This is a genomic window from Pseudomonas sp. AD21, from assembly GCF_002878485.1.
Lineage (GTDB): Bacteria > Pseudomonadota > Gammaproteobacteria > Pseudomonadales > Pseudomonadaceae > Aquipseudomonas.
Map to the genome: position 1 here is coordinate 1 of NZ_NQYG01000007.1, position 16,971 is coordinate 16,971.

The following is a 16,971-nucleotide window of genomic DNA, read 5'->3' on the forward strand; positions in this document are numbered from 1 at the left end:
CCGCTCCCACAAGGGAACGGCATTCCAATGTGGGAGCGGGCTTGCTCGCGAAGGGGGCATCACTGTCAGTGCAATGCCGCGCAGGTGTATCGTGCAGACCTTTGCGCCCGATTTCCGTCCGAGCGGTAACCTGCTGCAGGCGAGGTCTTGGCGGTGTTGATTCGGGCCTCTTCGCGAGCAAGCCCGCTCCCACAAGGGAACGGCATTTCAATGTGGGAGCGGGCTTGCTCGCGAAGGGGGCATCACTGTCAGTGCAATGCTGGGCAGGTGTATCGTGCAGACTTTTCCGCACGTTTTCCGTCTGCGAGGTGTGTGATGAGTTCCGCTCTGAAAATCGATTTTGTCAGCGACGTATCCTGCCCCTGGTGCGTTGTCGGTCTGTACGGTCTGCTGCAGGCGCTGGAGATTCTGCGCGATGAAGTGCAGGCCGAGATTCATTTCCAGCCGTTCGAATTGAACCCGAAGATGGGCCCCGAGGGGCAGAACATCACCGAGCACATCGGCGAGAAGTACGGTTCGACCCCGGAGCAGTCGCAGAAAAACCGCGAAGCGATTCGTGCCCGTGGTGCCGACGTCGGTTTCGCTTTTCGCACCGACGGCAACAGCCGCATCTACAACACCTTCGATGCACACCGCTTGCTGCATTGGGCCGGGCTTGAGGGTTTGCAATTGCCGTTGAAGGAGGCGCTGTTCAAGGCGTATTTCACTGATGGCGGCAATCCGTCCGATCACGCACAACTCACGCAGATTGCCGAAAGCGTCGGTCTGGATCGCCAGCGCGCGGTGGCGATTCTGGCCTCCGACGAGTTTGCCGATGAGGTGCGCGAAGAAGAACAACTCTGGCTGCAACGTGGCGTGAGTTCAGTGCCGACCGTGGTGTTCAACGGTCAGTACGCGGTGACGGGCGGGCAACCGGTGGACACGTTTGTCGGGGCGATCCGGCAGATCATGAGTGAAGCCCGGGGCGGCGCAGTCAGCTAAAACCACAACCTCAACGCACGATCTTGTCGACGTGGATCCCGAGTTTCTTCAGGCGATACCAGAAGCTGCGCTCGGAGATCCCGATTAACTGCGCGGCAGCGGCCTGGACGCCGTTGCTCTGTTGCAGGGCCGCGAGAATGTAGGCTTTCTCGACGTCTGCCAGCGCCGCGTCCAGGTCCGCCGGCACACCGTTGATTTCGCTCAGCGGGCCACTGCTGTCAGAGGCTTGCGCAGCGAACAGATACGCCGGCAGATCCTGCTCTTCGATGATGTTGGCGGACGCAACGATGGTCGCCCGTTCCACGCAGTTCTGCAGTTCACGAATGTTGCCCGGCCATGAATAGCGGGTCATGGCCTGCAAGGCTTGCGCGCTGAAACCGCTGATGCGCTTGCCAGCGGCGGCGCCGAGCGTGAGGGCGAAATGCCGGGCCAGCGGCGCGATGTCCTCGACCCGTTCGCGTAGCGCCGGCAGGGGAATGGGAAAGACGTTGAGGCGGTAGTAGAGGTCCTCGCGAAACTCCTTGTTGGCCACCGCTTGCAGCAGGTCTTTATTGGTGGCGGCAATCACCCGTACATCGACTTTGCGTTCCTTGGTATCGCCCACCGGCTCGATCACCCGCTCCTGCAGGGCACGGAGGATTTTCGCCTGCAGCGCCAGGGGCATTTCGCCGATTTCATCGAGAAACAGCGTGCCTTTGTCGGCCTGCTGAAATCGCCCGATACGATCAGCCACGGCGCCGGTGAACGCGCCTTTGCGGTGGCCGAACATTTCGCTTTCGAGCAGCCCCTCGGGAATCGCCGCGCAGTTTACCGCAACGAACGGTTTGTCGGCGCGATTGCCGTGTTTGTGGATGGCCCTGGCGACCATTTCCTTGCCGGTGCCACTCTCGCCGCTGAGCAGCACGGTCGCGGCACTTTCGCGCACCGAGTCCACTGCTTGCAACACGCTGCGGAAACTCGGGCTGTCGCCGATCAGGCTGTCGATCTGCTGATGTTCGTCGAGTTCGGCGCGCATGCGCTGGTTGTCTTTGAGGATGTCGCGAAACTGCAGGGCCTTGCTGACGGTGATGTCCAGTTCGTCGATGTCGAACGGCTTGGCGATGTAGTCGAACGCGCCGTTGCGCATCGATTCCACGGCATTTTTCACCGTGCTGTAGGCGGTCATGACAATCACTGGCATCTGTGGATAGCGGGTTTTCACTTCCGCCAGCAACTGCGGCCCGCCCATGCCGGGCATGCGCCAGTCGCTGATGAGCAGGTCGATGTCTTCGCTCTCCAGCACCTTTAGCGCATGCAGGCCATTACCGGCGGTAAACACGCTGATGCCGTTCTGACCGAGGGCCGAGGCCAGCAGGTCGCAGAGTTTCGGTTCGTCGTCCACCACCAGAATGTTATGCGTCATCGTCGGTCTCGTCGAAATCCTCGCCATTGGCCGGAATGTACAGGCTGAAGGTGGCGCCGGCATCTTTTTCGCTGACGCATTCTACGTGCCCGTTATGGTTTTCCATGACCGAAAACACTTTCGCCAGCCCCAGCCCGGTGCCCGAGGCCTTGGTGGTGACGAACGGGGTGAAAATGCGTTCGAGCATGTCGGCTTCAATCCCCTGGCCGGTGTCGGCGACGCTGATGATGGTGTATTTGGCATCGCAGGCGATGCTCAGGGTCAGTCGGCCGCCATCGGGCATCGCGTCGATGGCGTTGACGATCAGGTTCAGGCCGGCCTGTTTCAGCTGCTTGGCGTCGGCGTAGAGCGTGGCGCCGGGTGCCTGATCGTCGATATGCAGATCGATGTTGTGGCTGGACAATTCCGGCTCGCAGAACCCGGCCAGTTCATCCACCAGTGCACGGGCTGACTGGGTGGCACGGATCGGCGCGCTGGGTTTGGCGAAGTCGAGGAACTCGGTGATCAGGTCGTTGATCCGGCTGACTTCCTTGACCACGTATTCGAGATGACGCTTGTCGGTTTCCGGCAGATCGGCGCGCCGGTGCAGCAGTTGCGTGGCGGTCTTGATGATGCCCAGCGGATTGCGGATTTCATGGGCCAGGCCCATGGCGACTTCGCCCAGCGCGTGCAAACGGTCACGACGGCGCAGTTGCGACTCCAGATGCTGCAACTCTTCCAGACGCTGGCTCATGTGGTTGAACGTGCTGCTCAGCTCTGCCAGTTCGTCGCCGCCATTCACGCGCAGGCGCTGATGATAATCGCCGGCGATCACCGCTTGTACGCCTCGGGCCAGACCACGCAACGGCTTGGTCAGACGCTGCGAGACCAGCCAGCCGACCGCCAGTGACGCCGCCGAGCTGAGCAGGAAAATCAGGATGAACAGGTTGCTCTGATTGACCAGGCCAACGAGGCTGGTGTGGCGCAGCAGACCGCTGAAGATCACCCCTTGCAGTTGGCCGTTTTCGTTGAAGATCGGTCGGTAGATGCCGCTGTAGTTATTGGTGAATTGCTCGAACGGGCCTTTGGTTTCACGCAGGGTCTGCTCGATTTTTTTCGGCACTTGCAGAGGGTGATCCTGGAAGCGCTGGGTCGAGAAAATCTCCGAAAAGTCATCGCCCTTGGCCAGATACAGGCGCAGGTCCAGCGAGTGCACATCGGCAACGCTGGTCAGAAAACTGTTGTCCAGAAAGGTGCCGATGACCAGCTTGTAGTCGACGCCACCCTGATCGGTTTCGAAGGTCGAAATCACCGTGCCGGTGGCGACGCCGGCGACTTGCAGGGTCTGCAGTACGGCCTTGGGGGCGGTGCTGATCTGACTGACGACATTGTCGTCGGCGGTACTGAACACCACTTTGTTATCGCTGCTGCGGATCAGCGTCACCACATCGATGCCCATCGAGTCGGCGATGTCGGCGGTCAGCTTGTCGTGCCTGGCGGATTGGCGATCGGAGGGCGGGCGGGTGTGACGCATGAACAGCTTCGCGGCCCGGGCGTTTTCACGGAGGATTTCACTGATTTCGTCTTCGACGATTTTCGAGGATTCCTGCAGCCAGATGCGCACGTTACTGTCGAAGATCTGCGACAGCGTGGTGGCCGCCAGCTCCGCGGCGATCATGGTCGGAATCACGCTCACCAGCCAGAACGCCAGCACCAGTTTGCGTTGCAGGCTCCAGCCGGAGAGGGCGAAAGGTCGGGGCGTGGCGCGTCGGTCATTGGTCATTGGGTTTCGCTTATTGCAGCAGCCATGGCAGGGTCGGAGCGATCCGGTCGAACAAACATTTTCACCAGTCCCAGCAGTCGGTCGACCAATGGATTGCGGTGGCGGAAGAACACCGTGTTACCGACAAACGAGCAACCCAGGCGCAGCTTACTGGCATAGCCGGCCTGTCCGCATGCGTAGATCGCCAGTTTGTGTTCAATACAGTAGTCGACATTCACCAGCCAGCTACGGCTGTAAAGGTTGTACTGGCGCGTGCGGGCCAGATCGTGGGCAAAAAACTTGTCGACCATCCGACGCCCATCGAGCAGTACCAGGTTGAACGCCACCAGTTCATCACCGAGCCAATAGAGCACGCACGCCGCCCGCTCATCGAGATGATTGAGCACTTCGCGAAAGTACGCGGCGGGCAGGCATTCGAAGGTCAGGTCACTGCGGGCGAGGGTGGCTTCGTAGAGCTCCATCATGCGTGGCAGCAAGTCATGTACCGAACGCCGCCATTCGATGCGCGGGCCGTGGTTGCGCAAGGTGCGCCGCAGGTCCTTGCGCGTCGATTTGCCGAGGCTGCCCAGGTACGCATCCACCGAGGCGAACGTGATGGGCAACTCGGCGCCGGGCAGGCCGGGCATGCTTTGCAGGCCGGCTTGGCGGCACACCTTGAGCCACTGAGGATCGCGGTGCGAGGCGTCCTTGACCGCGAACAGGCCAATACCGAGCTGGTCGGCGTCGTGTTTCGCCAGCGCCAGCAACTGGGCGAGCAACGCCGGACGCTGAACCTGATCCACGTGCGACGCCGTACCGACATGGCACTGCTCGGCCACTGGCGAGCCGAGGGCGTACAAACGGATGTCGAACAGCCCGGGCAGGCCCCGGCGCAGCCATTGGCTGACGCGTTTGCCCGTGCCCTGCAACGTGGTGTCCAGCGAGTAGGCGGTGGTGAACGCCACGGCAGCCGCGATTACCCGACCGTCTTCTTGCAGGGTCAGATACCGCCAGTGAAAACCGTCAATCCCCGCGCGTTCGACCGCGCGGTAGTAATCCCAGTCTTCCAGCTCATCAGCGAAGCAGTCATTCCAGGCACAGCGATCGATCGCTTCGATGGTTGAAAAGGCTTGAGCGGTGATCACGTCGGTTCCTTGTGTCGGCGAGTCGCGTTAATACGGACGGCGGCGACTGCTCAAGCCCGTTGCCGGGTTTCCAGCGGTGAGGTCCCGGGATCAGCGATCGGCGGCATGACGCCACGCTGGATGAAATCGGCGCTCAACTCCACGACACGGCGGTACTGCAAGTCCACGGTGATCATGTGGTAGCAGTCGTCGAGCAACACTTTGGTCACCGGCCCGCCGAGTTTGCGTTCGACGTAATCGGCATTCCAGCGGCTGGTGATGTCGTCCTCGATGGAGTGCAGCACCAGCGCCGGGGTAGTGATCGACGGCATGCTTTTTTTCACCACGGCGTTGAGCCGGTGCAGTTCGCGCACGGTGACGCCTTCCATGGTCAGCAACCCGGCCTGACTGCTCTGGCCCTCTTTCATCTGGCGTTCGACGATGGCCCGCAGGCGCTCGTTCTTGATGCCGTAGGGCGGCTTCTCTTCGAAGCTGCACAAGTGCACGCCGAACGGGATTCTCATCAGCAACGGGGTGAGGAACGCCAGCTTGTGGATGCTCCAGCCGTCGTAACGCAGAGTCGTCGAATACAGCAGCAAGCCTTCGATCTGCCCCGGGTGTTCGGCGGCCAGGTACATCGACAGCACCGCGCCCATGGACAAGCCACCGACGTAAACCTTGTGATGCTTGCGGCGCACGCCGACGAAGGTGTTGCGCGCGCTTTCGTACCAGTCGCGCCAGCCCGTGGCCTGCAGGTCGGCATTGCCGCCGCAGTGCCCCGCCAGGGTCGGCACGTAGACCGTGTGCCCGGCTTTCGCCAGGCCCACGGCCACCCGACGCAGTTCCGTCGGGGTGCCGGTGAGGCCGTGGATCAACAACACCGCGACCTCGCCACTGCCGAGAACGAAACCGGCGTTGCCTTCGCCCATGTCGATCTCAGAGTCGTTCATCGTTTCATCGCCCGATGCAGGAGGCGGTCGAGGAGGGCCAGGCCCAGGTCGATTTCCGGATAGCTGATTTCCAGCGACGGTGCCAGGGTGATGACGTTCTTGTAGTAGCCGCCCACATCGAGAATCAGGCCCAGGCGGCGACCGTCGATTTCGATGTCGCCCTTCATGCCTTCCTCGACCATGAAGTCCAGGGTGGCCTTGTCCGGGGTGAAGCCGTCTTCGGTGCAGATCTCGCAGCGCAGCGCCAGGCCCAGACCGTCGACATCGCCAATGATCGGGTAGCGTTTTTTCAGGTCCTGCAGGCCGTCGAGGAAGTATTTGCCCTTGGCCATGACCATCGCGCCGTAGTCGACTTCGCTGGTCATCTTGAACATTTCCAGACCCACGGCGGTGCCCAGCGGGTTGGAGGCGAAGGTCGAGTGAGTCGAGCCTGGCGGGAATACTTTCGGGTTGATCAGCTCTTCACGGGCCCAGATGCCGCCCAGCGGGTTCAGGCCGTTGGTCAGCGCCTTGCCGAAGACGATCACGTCGGGTTTGACGTCGAAGTGCTCGATCGACCACAGCTTGCCGGTGCGATAGAAACCCATCTGGATTTCATCGACCACCATCAGGATGCCGTGCTGATCCAGCACGTGCTTGAGTTCACTGTAGAAGTTCATCGGTGGAATCACGTAGCCGCCGGTGCCCTGGATCGGCTCGACGTAGAAGGCTGCGTATTCGCTCTGGCCGACTTTCGGGTCCCAGACGCCGTTGTATTCGGTCTCGAACAACCGCGCGAATTGCTGCACGCAGTGGCTGCCGTACTCTTCCTTGGTCATGCCTTTCGGGCCGCGGAAGTGATACGGGAACGGGATGAACTGCGCACGCTCGCCGAAGTGGCCGTAGCGGCGGCGATAGCGGTAGCTGGAGGTGATTGACGAAGCACCGAGGGTGCGCCCGTGATAACCGCCCTCGAAGGCGAACATCAGGCTCTTGCCGTTGGTGGCGTTGCGCACGACTTTCAGCGAGTCCTCGATCGACTGCGAGCCGCCGACGTTGAAGTGCACGCGGCCGTCGAGGCCGAACTTGTTCTTGGCGTCGACCGCGATCATTTCCGAGAGCTCGATCTTGCCCTTGTGCAGGTACTGGCTGGCGATCTGCGGCAGGGTGTCGATCTGTTGTTTCAGGGCATTGTTCAGGCGCGGGTTGGCGTAACCGAAGTTGACCGCCGAGTACCACATCTGCAGATCGAGGTAGGCCTGATCTTCGGTGTCCCAGACATAGGAGCCTTCGCAGCGACTGAAGATGCGCGGCGGTTCGATGTAGTGAACGGTGTCGCCGTAGGAGCAGTATTTGGCTTCTTTTTCCAGAAGGACCTGGTCTTCGGCTGTCGCAATGCGGATATCAGACATGGTGCAGGGTTTCCTGTGCTTCAGAAGTGGATTCGGTACTGAAAGAGACGGCGTTGGCGGCCGGGGCCAGCGGCAGGCGGGCCAGCAGTTGTGGCAGTTCGGCGAAGCTGTCGAAACGCGCGTAGGCGATGCCGTTGCGTTCGCAGTGCTCGGCCAGGCGATCCTTGGCGAAGACGAAGTCGGCGGTGGCCGCCACGCACATGTCGGACTGGCCGTCTCCGATCACCAGCACGCGTTTGCTGCTGGGGGTGGACTTGCATTTGCAGTTGCCAGACGCGGCGCGGCAGGCGTCGCTGGCGTAGGGGAAATCGATGCGCCACTTGTCGTGATCGATCTGGCGCAGGCGATTGGCGAGGATCGGCAGCAAGGTCACGTAGTTGCGTGCGAGGATCCGTGCGATGCCTTGCTCGATGCCGTCGCTGACCACTTCCAGCGAAGCGCCGAGGCCGATCACGTGGTCGACGAAATCAGGGAAGTCGGGATCGATCTCGATGCTGTCGAAGAACTCGAGCAGTTGCGAGGGCGTGGCCTGGATTAGCGCCAGTTGACGGCTGAGGCATTCGCGGGAACCGATCCTGCCCTCCAGCCATTCGTTTTCGATGGCTTCCCAGCTCGGGTCGGCGAAGCGTTCAAGGATGCTGTCGATCACATCGGTACGGGTGATGGTCCCGTCGAAGTCACACACGATATGCCAGTCAATCATCTGCAGTACCTGTTGGGTCGAGGCAGTTGTCAGGGTGCGCGGTCTGCGCCTGGCAAGGGGGACAGCAGGGACTGTGCCAAATGGCCGAAGCCCCGTAATGACGGGTCTGATGCGGTTTTTTCGCAAAGTGGAGCTACAATTTTTGTAGCTTGCTACAAACAACATGAGTGCTTGCGCCAAGGGCTCTATCCGGGGATTGATGCGCGCAAGTTCAGAAAAGGAAATGACCTCATGCAGAGGAAGACACTGGCGCTATTGAGCGCACTGGCCTGCTTTTCCGGGGCCGCCGTGGCGGATGGCATCACTGGCGAAGCGGGCCTGGGGCTGGGCTATCAGCCCCATGATCCGACCGGCAGCCGTTACGAAACGCGGCCGATCCCGTATCTGGATCTGGACTGGGGCGATGTCAGCCTCAGTACCGACGACGGGCTGACCTGGAGCGCCTTGAAAACCAACGGTTTCAGCGCCGGGCCGTATCTCAATTACTTGTCCGGGCGCACCGCCAACGGCGAGTTGCGCGGCCTGCGTGATGTGCCGGACATGGCCGAGGCTGGCGGCTTCGTGCAGTACGCCCCGGCCGATTTCTGGCGGGTGTTTGCCTCGGTCGGCCAGGCCATCGGCGGTGGCGGTGGTCAGGGCGGCGTGTTTGCCCGTGTGGGTGGTGAAATCGGTTATCCGCTGGGCGGCGGGGTGATCGGCAGCAGTAACCTGACCGCGCATTTCGCCGATGCGCAGGGCACGCAGACCTTCTTCGGCGTCAGCGACAAGGAAGCCCAGGCCTCGGGGTTTCGCGCCTACAACGCCGGCGGCGGTTTGCAGAACGTGACGTTGACCCAGAGCTTCGAATTTCCCCTGGCGCAGCACTGGTCGCTGGTCACCAGCGCAAGCTGGATCCACCTGACCCGCTCGGCGGCAGACAGCAGCATCGTCAAAGCGGTGGGCGATACCAATCAAGGCGAAGTGCAGGCAGCTATCGCCTACAAGTTCGACTGATTACCCGTGCGAGCGAATAACCGCTCCCCTCAGGAGCGCTTATCGATCAGTGCCCTCAGTGCTCTTCGCCTTCGGCGAGCAGGGCAATGCCGCCCATGATTACCGCCACGCCGACCCAGTGCAGCAGGCTGATCTGCTCGCCCAACCCCAGCCACGATCCCAGCAGCACGCCGACAAACACCAGCGAACTCAGGGGGAACGCCAGCGACAGGCTGCTGCGGCGCAGGATCAGCATCCAGACAAAAAACGCGCCGATATAGCAGGCAATCGCCACCCACACGCCGGGCGTCATGACGATGCCTTGCAGCCATTGCAGGGTGAAGTCGACCTGGCCCAACTGATCGCCGCCGACCTTGCTCGCGATCTGCCCGCCACTTTCCAGAATGATTAACAACGCCCAGAGCACAATGGTGCCCAGGCGCCCGTGCAGCCAATGCATCGCGTCGTTCCCTTGCAGTTCCAGGCGAGCTTCAGACATGGCCGGCACACACGAGCATGACGCCCGCCGTAATCACCAGAGTGCCTAGCCAGCGGCGCCGGCTGACGGTTTCACCGAGCACCAGTTTGCCCGCCAGCACCACGCCGCAATAAGCCAGTGCTGCGGCGGGAAACAGCAGGCTCAGCGGTGCCCGCGACAGGGCGCCGAGCCAGACGAAAAACTCGATGGCGTAAGCACCGATCCCGGCCCACAGCAGCGGCGCGTTGAACACCTGGCCCCAGAAAAGCTGAAGGCGAAAGCCACCTTCCAGCTCCGGCAGTCGATCCAGGCCCAGTTTGAAACACAGCTGGCCGGCCACATCCAGCACAATGGACAGGGCCACCAGCACAATTACGGTTACGGTCATGGAAACAGTTCCTCGAACAGCTCGATCAAGGCTTGATTGGTCGCTGAATTACGCAGGATGTCGGCGTCGCTCCAGCGCTCGGCCGGCGGCTGGTCGGTCTTCGCCTCCCAGCGTTTGAGCAGGTTGCTGAAGGCCGGGCGGGCGTATTCGCCGCAGATGTCGATGCCGATGATCCGCTTGCTCGCCGCCAGCGCGCGCAGGGCCAGCAGCATATGGCTCAGGCGCATGCCGCCCTGATCCCAATTGGTGGCAGCGTCTTCGCTGGCGAGCACGTCCTTGTCGATGGTGATCCACACCGCATCGGTCGGCAGGCTGGCAATCATCTTGTCGAGGAACAGCGGCCAGTCCACTTGTGACAGGTTGTGCCAGTGCAGCATGTTTTCCTGCTGTTCATGACCGGCGCCATCGCCGATGCGTCCCCAGACTTTGGAGGGCGCGTGCTGCCACGGAAACAGCTGCAGAACCCCGCGTCTGAGGGCCGCAAGATTACCGCCCTTCAACTGCGGGTTTTGCAGGTCATCGCTGCACGGTCCCAGGGTCACGATGCGGCGAATGTTCGGCAGTTTCAGCGCCTGATTGACCCACGAGCCGCAATGCCTGCGCGGCGCAAAACGCACCCAGTCGGGGTGATTGTCGAAGTGGATCAGGCTGACCGGCTCGGGCAGGTCGGTGAGAAAGGCCGGGGTCAGGTGGTGATAATCACCGGAGCCGACGAAGAAGATTTCCGGCGCCGGGCCGCTGTGTCGCGGCCGTTGCTGCAAGCGCTCGGCGAAACGCCGCCAGGTGCGTTCGCTGGACCAGAGCCGGAGTTTCGGGCCGAGGTCGAGCAAGTCCAGGCGTCTGGCGCGGCCACTGTCGAGCAGTCGCGCAATCGGCGCCTGGGCAGTCAGGCTGTGGTCGAGATCTAAAATGTTCAAGGTCGCTATTCACCCTTGGCAGACCCTGCCAGACACCGGCCTCATCGATCATGAGGGCCAGCCGGGCAGGGCTTTGGGGGTAAATGCAAGGGACGGGCCAGCCGCTGCCTCAGGCGTGCAGGCGCACCCAGACCGAGACCAGCACGGTCGCCGCGATCAGCCAGGCGACAACCGCCACCGCCAGTGAAGCTTCAAGGCGCATGCGGTCAACCATCACGTACAGCGTCGCCAGATAAATGAAGTACGGAATGATCGACCACATGCCAAACACGATGGTCGCCTTCAGATCGTCGATCGAGCGGCCCTTGCCGACGATGTAATGGGCGATCAGGGCAAAGGTCGGAAACAGCGGCACCAGCCCGGCGATGTAATAGTTTCGGGTCTTCGACAGCGCGGCAAGGATCACCACGACTGCCGCGCCGAGTGCCGCTTTGAGAATCAGATCCATCAGTGGCTCAACCCGTACTTTTTCACTTTGTCGAACAGCGTGGTCTTGGCCATTCCCAGCTCCAGGCTGGCCTGGGTCAGGTTGCCGCCGCTGCGTTGCAAGGCGTCGTTGAGCAGGTTGCGCTCGAACGCTTCCACCGCTTCGGCGAACGCCAGGCTCTGGCCTGCACTGCCAGCGCCGGACTTCTTGAACGCCGGCAGGCCGAGGGCAAAGCGTTCGGCGACGTTGCGCAGTTCACGCACGTTGCCCGGCCAGTCGTGGCTCATCAGGTTCGACAGGGTCTGGTTGTCCAGCTCCGGCAACACCCGGTCGAAACGCAGCGCCGACTGCTGGGAGAAGTGTTCGAACAGTTGCAGGATGTCTTCGCGACGCTCGCGCAGTGGCGGCAGTTCCAGGGTCACCACGTTGAGGCGGTAGTACAAGTCGCTGCGGAACTCGCCAGCCTTGCTTGCTTCGTCGAGGTCGGACTTGGTCGCCGCAATCACCCGGCAATCCACCGCCACGCTCTGGTTCGAGCCGAGGCGTTCGAGAGTGCGCTCCTGCAATACCCGTAGCAGTTTGATCTGCATCGGCAGTGGCATGCTTTCCACTTCGTCGAGGAACAGCGTGCCGCCGTCGGCGTGTTCGATCTTGCCGATGCGCCGTTTGCCGGCACCGGTGAAGGCGTTGGCCTCGTGACCGAAGATCTCGCTTTCGAAGAGGTTTTCCGGCAGGCCGCCGCAGTTCAGCGCGACGAACTGCTTGGTGTGGCGCCGGCTGAAGTCGTGCAGGCAGCGCGCGACCAGTTCCTTGCCGGTGCCGGTCTCGCCTTCGATCAGCACGTTGGCCGAAGTGTCGGCGACGTTGGCGATCAGCTCGCGCAGGTTCTGCATCGCTGGCGAACGACCGATGATCCGGCCTTCCAGGGAATCACGTTCGGCCAGTTGTCGCCGCAGCGAGGAGACTTCCCGGGCGAGGCTGCGTTGCTCTAGCGCACGCCGGGCGACGTCCACCAGACGCTCCGGCGAAAAGGGTTTCTCCATGAAGTCGTAGGCGCCTTTCTGCATCGCGCCGACGGCCATGGAGATGTCGCCGTGACCGGTGATCAACACCACCGGCAGGCTGCGGTCGCGTTGCTTGAGACGGGTCAGCAGTTCGAGGCCATCGATGCCGGGCAGGCGGATGTCGCTGATGACGATGCCGGCAAAGTTGTCGCCGACCTGCTCCAGCGCTTCTTCGGCACTGCCGACGCCGATGCAGGGAATGTCTTCGAGGGTCAGCGCCTGCTGGCAGCCAAGCAGCACATGGGGGTCGTCTTCGACGATCAGCACACTAAGGTCGTGGTTCATATTGGCTCGGCAGGAGTAGGGCTTACCAACGGTAAACTGAGGACGAAGGTGGTGCCACCGCTGGCCGGGTGTTCGACACCCAGGTGGCCGCCGGTGGCGGCAGCGAGGCTGGCGGAGAGGGTCAGGCCGAGGCCCAGACCCTGCTCGCCGGGTTTGGTGGTGAAGAACGGTTCGAACAGGTGCTTGCGCGCTTCGGCATCGACGCCGTGGCCGTTGTCACGCACCCGCAGACGATATTTGCCGTTGAACTCTTCGCCTTCCAGCCACAGTTCCGGCTGCGGTTGTGCTTGCATGGCGTCGAGGGCGTTGCCGATCAGGTTGACCAGAATCTGTTCGAGGCGGGTCTGGTCGATCTGCAACTGCACGTCGATGAACTGCCGGTGCAACTGCAGCGCCATGCTGTCCACCCGCGCACCGAGCAATTGCAGCGCCGCGTCCACCGCTTTGCCAAGACTGGCCTGGCCCTTGTCGTCACCACGGCGGGGGGACGAGCGCAGGCTGGCGGTGATCCGGCCCATGCGGTCGATGAGGTCGTTGATGGTCTTGAGGTTGGTGCTGGCGACGTCGAGCTGACCGCGTTCGAGGAAACGAATGGTGTTGCCCGATAGCGTGCGCATCGCCGCCAGCGGCTGGTTCAATTCGTGGGCAATGCTGGTCGACATCTGGCCGATGGCCGCGAGTTTGCCGGCCTGCACCAGTTCATCCTGGGCGCGGCGCAGGGTTTCTTCGGCCTGCCGCCGTTCGCGGATCTGGCTCTTGAGGCGTTCGTTGCTGGCGCGCAGGTCGGTGGTGCGTTCGGTAATCCGACGCTCCAGCTGATTGTTGGCTTCCTGCAAGGCTTCGCGGGCGGCGAGGCGGGTGGCGAGGACCTTGCGCCGCTCGTTCCAGGCAATCAGCAGGAACGCCACCAGGGCGAAGGCAACCGACACCAGAATCCCTTGGTTGATCGCCTCGCGCCGCAAGTCCTGCAACGGCGTGAGCAGGGTGAAGTTCCACGGTGTGTCGCTCAGCGGCCGGGTCTGCGCCAGGTAACTGATGCTGTCGTCGTCGGCGCTCAGTTCGCTGTTGGCCGGGAAGGTCAGTTTCTCCACACCCTCGTCCAGGGTTTCGCGGGCCAGCGGTTGCAGTTCGTTGAGCGGGAACCAGTAATACTGCAGGCTGCGGGCGAGTTTCTCTTTGGTCTCGTCGCTCAGCGGTACGACGGATTTGAGGCGCCGCGCCGGATCGCTGGAGAGAATGATGATGCCGTTCTCGTCGCTGACGAAGGCTTCGAGGCGCGCCCGTTGCCAGCGCTCCTCCAGCGCTTCGAGACGCACCTTGACCACGGCGACGCCGATGATCTTGCCGTGTTCTTCCAGGCCATGGGCCAGGTAATAACCGGGTTCGCCGCTGGTGCTGCCGATCCCGTAGAAACGCCCGGGTTCGCCGCGCACGGCTCTTTGGAAATAGGCGCGGAAGGACAGGTCTTCACCCAGATAACTGTCGACGTCGCGCCAGTTGCTGGTGGCCATCACCCGGCCGGTGGTGTCCATGACGTAGATGGCCCGACTGCGGCTGCGCCGGTTCAGGCCTTCAAGGTAGGCGTTGACCGTTTGCCGGTGTTCCGGCGTCGGGTCGGCCAGCAGTTGCGGGACACTGGTTTCCAGTTCCAGCAGGCTGGGCAGGTAGGTGTACTTGCTGATCTCGCTTTCGACCGTGCGCGCGTGCAGTTCCAGCTGGCGCTGGCCGTTTTCGCTGAGGCTGCGGATGCCGAAATGTTCACTGGTCCAGAAGCCGACGTAACCCAACCCGATCATCAGCACGATGATCAGCGGCGGCAGGAACAAATGGCGAATCAGACGGGGCTTCACGGCAAGTGATGGCGGCGCTGCGCGATAGAGATTGGGGTCGCATTTCATCACAGTTGCCTTGGGTCAACCACCACACAAAACTCAGGATCGTCATCGATCCAATGTGGGAGCGGTGTGTGGTTTTTAGTGTTGCAGGATTTTCTCGAGGAAATGCTGCGCGCGTTCGGAGCGGGCGCTGATGTCGCCGAAGAACTCCTCTTTCGGGCAGTCTTCGATGATCTTGCCGGCGTCCATGAAGATCACGCGGTCGGCCACTTTGCGGGCGAAGCCCATTTCGTGGGTCACGCACATCATGGTCATGCCTTCGTGGGCCAGTTGCACCATCACGTCGAGCACTTCGTTGACCATTTCCGGGTCGAGTGCCGAGGTCGGTTCGTCGAACAGCATGACGATCGGGTCCATCGCCAGCGCACGGGCAATCGCCACACGCTGTTGCTGACCGCCGGACAGTTGCCCCGGGTGCTTGTGGGCGTGCGCCGAGAGACCTACGCGCTCGAGCAGTTGCAGGCCTTTTTTGGTCGCCTCTTCCTTGCTGCGGCCGAGTACCTTGATCTGCGCGATGGTCAGGTTTTCGGTGATGGTCAGGTGCGGGAACAGTTCGAAGTGCTGGAACACCATGCCGACGCGCGAGCGCAGCTTCGGCAGGTTGGTCTTCGAGTCGGCGATCGAGGTGCCGTCGACGACGATGTCGCCTTTCTGGAATGGCTCCAGCGCGTTGACGCACTTGATCAGGGTCGACTTGCCCGAACCCGACGGGCCGCAGACCACGATCACTTCGCCTTTTTTGACCTCGGTGCTGCAATCAGTCAGCACCTGGAAGTCCCCATACCACTTGTTGATGTTTTTGATAGAGATCATACGGCGAACCTTTTTTGCAGACGCTTGACCAGCAGCGAGGCGGAAAAGCTGATGATGAAGTAGACGACACCGGCGAAGATCAGGAACTCGTTGGAACGACCGATGATGTCGCCGCTGGAGCGGGCGGAGTTGAGGAAGTCCACCAGGCCCACGGTGTAGACCAGCGAGGTGTCCTGGAACAGGATGATCGACTGTTGCAGCAGCAACGGGGTCATCTTGCGGAACGCCTGGGGCAGGATAATCAGACGCATGGTCTGGCCATAGGTCATGCCCATCGCTTGCGCGGCGGCCATCTGGCCTTTGGGGATCGACTGCACGCCGGCCCGGACGATTTCACAGAAGTACGCGGCTTCGAACATCATGAAGGCCACGACGCAGGAGGTGAACGCGCCGATCGGGGTGTCTTCGCCGGTAATCCAGCGCAGCACGAACGGCACCGCCAGGTAGAACCAGGTGATCACCAGCAGCAGCGGGATCGAGCGAAAGTAATTCACATAAGCGCCGGCCACACGCGACAGCAGTTTGCTGGACGACAGGCGCATCAGCGCGAGGATGGTCCCCAGCACGATGCCGCCGACCACGCCCATGACCATCAACTGCAAGGTCATGACCATGCCGTTCCACAGGCCCGGGATCGCGGGGATGATGCCGCTGAAATCGAAGTCCATTATTTACCCCCCACGGAGATCAGGCCGGGCACCGCGACTTTCTTCTCGACCATGCGCATCAGCAGCATCAGGCTCATGTTCAGGGTGAAGTAGATCAGCGTGGCCAGGGTGAACGCTTCAAACAGGTTGGCCGAGAATTCGGCGGTCTGTTTGGTTTGCGCCAGCAGTTCCATCAGGCCGATCAAGGACGCCACGGAGGAGTTCTTGAAGACGTTGAGGAATTCCGAGGTCAGCGGCGGAATGATGATGCGGTAGGCCTGGGGCAGCAGCACGTTCCAGTAGATCTGCGGCAGCTTGAAACCCATGGCGCGGGCGGCGGATTCCTGGCCGCGTGGCAACGCCTGGATGCCGGTGCGCACTTGTTCGCAGACGCGGGCAGCGGTGAACAGGCCCAGGCACACGACGACGCTCAGGTAGGCCGAGGTGGTCGGGTTGAGGTCCTGCTTGTACCAGTCCTGCAGGTTTTGCGGCAGCAGATCGGGTACCAGAAAGTACCAGATGAACAGCTGAACCAGCAGCGGCACGTTACGAAACAGTTCCACGTAGCAGGTCGCAATGCCTGATACGAGGCGGTTCGGCACGGTGCGCATGACCCCCAGAATGGAGCCCAGCAGCAAGGCGATAATCCATGCCACGACAGCGATGGCAATGGTCCAGCCCAGGCCGGCGATGTACCAGTCGAGATACGTCTCGCTGCCAACGCCGGTGGACTTGAAGAACACGCCCCAGTCCCAGTTGTAATTCATTAGGGTCTCCCCTCGAAATCGATCGA

General features: G+C 61.9%; 17 protein-coding genes. 2 read left to right on the plus strand and 15 right to left on the minus strand.

Annotated elements, in window-relative coordinates; translation table 11 throughout:
• The first annotated feature begins 315 nt into the window (after nt 1–315).
• Nucleotides 316–981: a DsbA family oxidoreductase gene (locus tag PseAD21_RS06135; protein WP_102354922.1), complete on the plus strand. Its 666-nt coding sequence runs from the start codon at nt 316–318 to the stop codon at nt 979–981.
• 10 nt (nt 982–991) lie between these two features.
• On the opposite strand, the gene PseAD21_RS06140 is transcribed toward PseAD21_RS06135, so the two are convergent.
• The 6 genes from PseAD21_RS06140 to PseAD21_RS06165 are packed head-to-tail and all read right to left on the minus strand — an operon-like array spanning nt 992 to nt 8,292.
• Entirely contained in the window at nt 992–2,383 is a 1,392-nt protein-coding gene (locus tag PseAD21_RS06140) for a sigma-54 dependent transcriptional regulator (RefSeq protein WP_102354923.1), read from the minus strand.
• Entirely contained in the window at nt 2,373–4,145 is a 1,773-nt protein-coding gene (locus PseAD21_RS06145) for an ATP-binding protein (protein ID WP_102354924.1), read from the minus strand. The genes PseAD21_RS06140 and PseAD21_RS06145 overlap by 11 nt, the downstream gene beginning before the upstream one ends.
• Complete coding sequence (locus tag PseAD21_RS06150) at nt 4,142–5,269, minus strand: GNAT family N-acetyltransferase (protein ID WP_102354925.1); 1,128 nt, start codon at nt 5,267–5,269, stop codon at nt 4,142–4,144. Before PseAD21_RS06150 ends, PseAD21_RS06145 begins: the two co-directional genes overlap by 4 nt.
• Nucleotides 5,270–5,319: 50 nt before the next feature.
• Nucleotides 5,320–6,198: a carboxylesterase gene (locus tag PseAD21_RS06155; protein WP_102354926.1), complete on the minus strand. Its 879-nt coding sequence runs from the start codon at nt 6,196–6,198 to the stop codon at nt 5,320–5,322.
• Complete coding sequence (locus tag PseAD21_RS06160) at nt 6,195–7,589, minus strand: aspartate aminotransferase family protein (protein ID WP_025112402.1); 1,395 nt, start codon at nt 7,587–7,589, stop codon at nt 6,195–6,197. The genes PseAD21_RS06155 and PseAD21_RS06160 overlap by 4 nt, the downstream gene beginning before the upstream one ends.
• Entirely contained in the window at nt 7,582–8,292 is a 711-nt protein-coding gene (locus PseAD21_RS06165; protein ID WP_102354927.1) for an HAD-IB family phosphatase, read from the minus strand. Before PseAD21_RS06165 ends, PseAD21_RS06160 begins: the two co-directional genes overlap by 8 nt.
• Before the next feature lie 231 nt (nt 8,293–8,523).
• Between PseAD21_RS06165 and PseAD21_RS06170 the strand changes: the two genes are divergently transcribed.
• Complete coding sequence (locus PseAD21_RS06170; RefSeq protein ID WP_102354928.1) at nt 8,524–9,285, plus strand: MipA/OmpV family protein; 762 nt, start codon at nt 8,524–8,526, stop codon at nt 9,283–9,285.
• Nucleotides 9,286–9,340: 55 nt separating this feature from the next.
• Here the strand turns inward: PseAD21_RS06170 and PseAD21_RS06175 are convergent, their stop codons facing one another.
• The 9 genes from PseAD21_RS06175 to PseAD21_RS06215 all read right to left on the minus strand — a co-directional run bounded on the left by PseAD21_RS06175 (nt 9,341) and on the right by PseAD21_RS06215 (nt 16,945).
• Nucleotides 9,341–9,763, minus strand: coding sequence for a transporter (locus PseAD21_RS06175; protein ID WP_256588100.1), 423 nt, complete (start codon nt 9,761–9,763; stop codon nt 9,341–9,343).
• A complete protein-coding gene (locus tag PseAD21_RS06180) occupies nt 9,756–10,130 on the minus strand; it encodes a transporter (protein WP_102354929.1) in 375 nt (124 codons plus the stop codon). The genes PseAD21_RS06175 and PseAD21_RS06180 overlap by 8 nt, the downstream gene beginning before the upstream one ends.
• On the minus strand, nt 10,127–11,047 hold the full coding sequence (locus PseAD21_RS06185; RefSeq protein ID WP_102354930.1) for an arginase: 921 nt from the start codon (nt 11,045–11,047) through the stop codon (nt 10,127–10,129). Before PseAD21_RS06185 ends, PseAD21_RS06180 begins: the two co-directional genes overlap by 4 nt.
• Before the next feature lie 109 nt (nt 11,048–11,156).
• Nucleotides 11,157–11,486 carry a GlpM family protein gene (locus PseAD21_RS06190; protein WP_178082099.1) on the minus strand — a complete coding sequence of 110 codons (330 nt, stop codon included), beginning with the start codon at nt 11,484–11,486 and terminating at the stop codon, nt 11,157–11,159.
• 8 nt (nt 11,487–11,494) lie between these two features.
• Nucleotides 11,495–12,823, minus strand: coding sequence for a sigma-54 dependent transcriptional regulator (locus PseAD21_RS06195; RefSeq protein ID WP_102354932.1), 1,329 nt, complete (start codon nt 12,821–12,823; stop codon nt 11,495–11,497).
• The gene (locus PseAD21_RS06200) at nt 12,820–14,721 is read right to left on the minus strand and encodes an ATP-binding protein (protein ID WP_102354933.1); all 1,902 of its coding nucleotides are present in this window, start codon (nt 14,719–14,721) and stop codon (nt 12,820–12,822) included. The genes PseAD21_RS06195 and PseAD21_RS06200 overlap by 4 nt, the downstream gene beginning before the upstream one ends.
• Nucleotides 14,722–14,796: 75 nt before the next feature.
• Entirely contained in the window at nt 14,797–15,531 is a 735-nt protein-coding gene (locus tag PseAD21_RS06205; RefSeq protein WP_007963947.1) for an amino acid ABC transporter ATP-binding protein, read from the minus strand.
• Complete coding sequence (locus PseAD21_RS06210; RefSeq protein WP_003227756.1) at nt 15,528–16,199, minus strand: amino acid ABC transporter permease; 672 nt, start codon at nt 16,197–16,199, stop codon at nt 15,528–15,530. Before PseAD21_RS06210 ends, PseAD21_RS06205 begins: the two co-directional genes overlap by 4 nt.
• Nucleotides 16,199–16,945 (minus strand): amino acid ABC transporter permease, encoded by a 747-nt coding sequence (locus tag PseAD21_RS06215; RefSeq protein ID WP_007963952.1) that lies wholly within the window; start codon nt 16,943–16,945, stop codon nt 16,199–16,201. Before PseAD21_RS06215 ends, PseAD21_RS06210 begins: the two co-directional genes overlap by 1 nt.
• Between the last annotated feature and the right edge of the window lie 26 nt (nt 16,946–16,971).

Excerpts from the sequence above, each read along its gene's own strand:
- PseAD21_RS06135 (WP_102354922.1), top strand. The coding sequence starts at position 316 with ATGAGTTCCGCTCTGAAAATCGATTTTGTCAGCGACGTATCCTGCCCC.
- PseAD21_RS06140 (WP_102354923.1), bottom strand. The coding sequence starts at position 2,383 with ATGACGCATAACATTCTGGTGGTGGACGACGAACCGAAACTCTGCGAC.
- PseAD21_RS06145 (WP_102354924.1), bottom strand. The coding sequence starts at position 4,145 with ATGACCAATGACCGACGCGCCACGCCCCGACCTTTCGCCCTCTCCGGC.
- PseAD21_RS06155 (WP_102354926.1), bottom strand. The coding sequence starts at position 6,198 with ATGAACGACTCTGAGATCGACATGGGCGAAGGCAACGCCGGTTTCGTT.
- PseAD21_RS06160 (WP_025112402.1), bottom strand. The coding sequence starts at position 7,589 with ATGTCTGATATCCGCATTGCGACAGCCGAAGACCAGGTCCTTCTGGAA.
- PseAD21_RS06165 (WP_102354927.1), bottom strand. The coding sequence starts at position 8,292 with ATGATTGACTGGCATATCGTGTGTGACTTCGACGGGACCATCACCCGT.
- PseAD21_RS06170 (WP_102354928.1), top strand. The coding sequence starts at position 8,524 with ATGCAGAGGAAGACACTGGCGCTATTGAGCGCACTGGCCTGCTTTTCC.
- PseAD21_RS06175 (WP_256588100.1), bottom strand. The coding sequence starts at position 9,763 with ATGTCTGAAGCTCGCCTGGAACTGCAAGGGAACGACGCGATGCATTGG.
- PseAD21_RS06180 (WP_102354929.1), bottom strand. The coding sequence starts at position 10,130 with ATGACCGTAACCGTAATTGTGCTGGTGGCCCTGTCCATTGTGCTGGAT.
- PseAD21_RS06195 (WP_102354932.1), bottom strand. The coding sequence starts at position 12,823 with ATGAACCACGACCTTAGTGTGCTGATCGTCGAAGACGACCCCCATGTG.
- PseAD21_RS06200 (WP_102354933.1), bottom strand. The coding sequence starts at position 14,721 with ATGAAATGCGACCCCAATCTCTATCGCGCAGCGCCGCCATCACTTGCC.
- PseAD21_RS06205 (WP_007963947.1), bottom strand. The coding sequence starts at position 15,531 with ATGATCTCTATCAAAAACATCAACAAGTGGTATGGGGACTTCCAGGTG.
- PseAD21_RS06210 (WP_003227756.1), bottom strand. The coding sequence starts at position 16,199 with ATGGACTTCGATTTCAGCGGCATCATCCCCGCGATCCCGGGCCTGTGG.
- PseAD21_RS06215 (WP_007963952.1), bottom strand. The coding sequence starts at position 16,945 with ATGAATTACAACTGGGACTGGGGCGTGTTCTTCAAGTCCACCGGCGTT.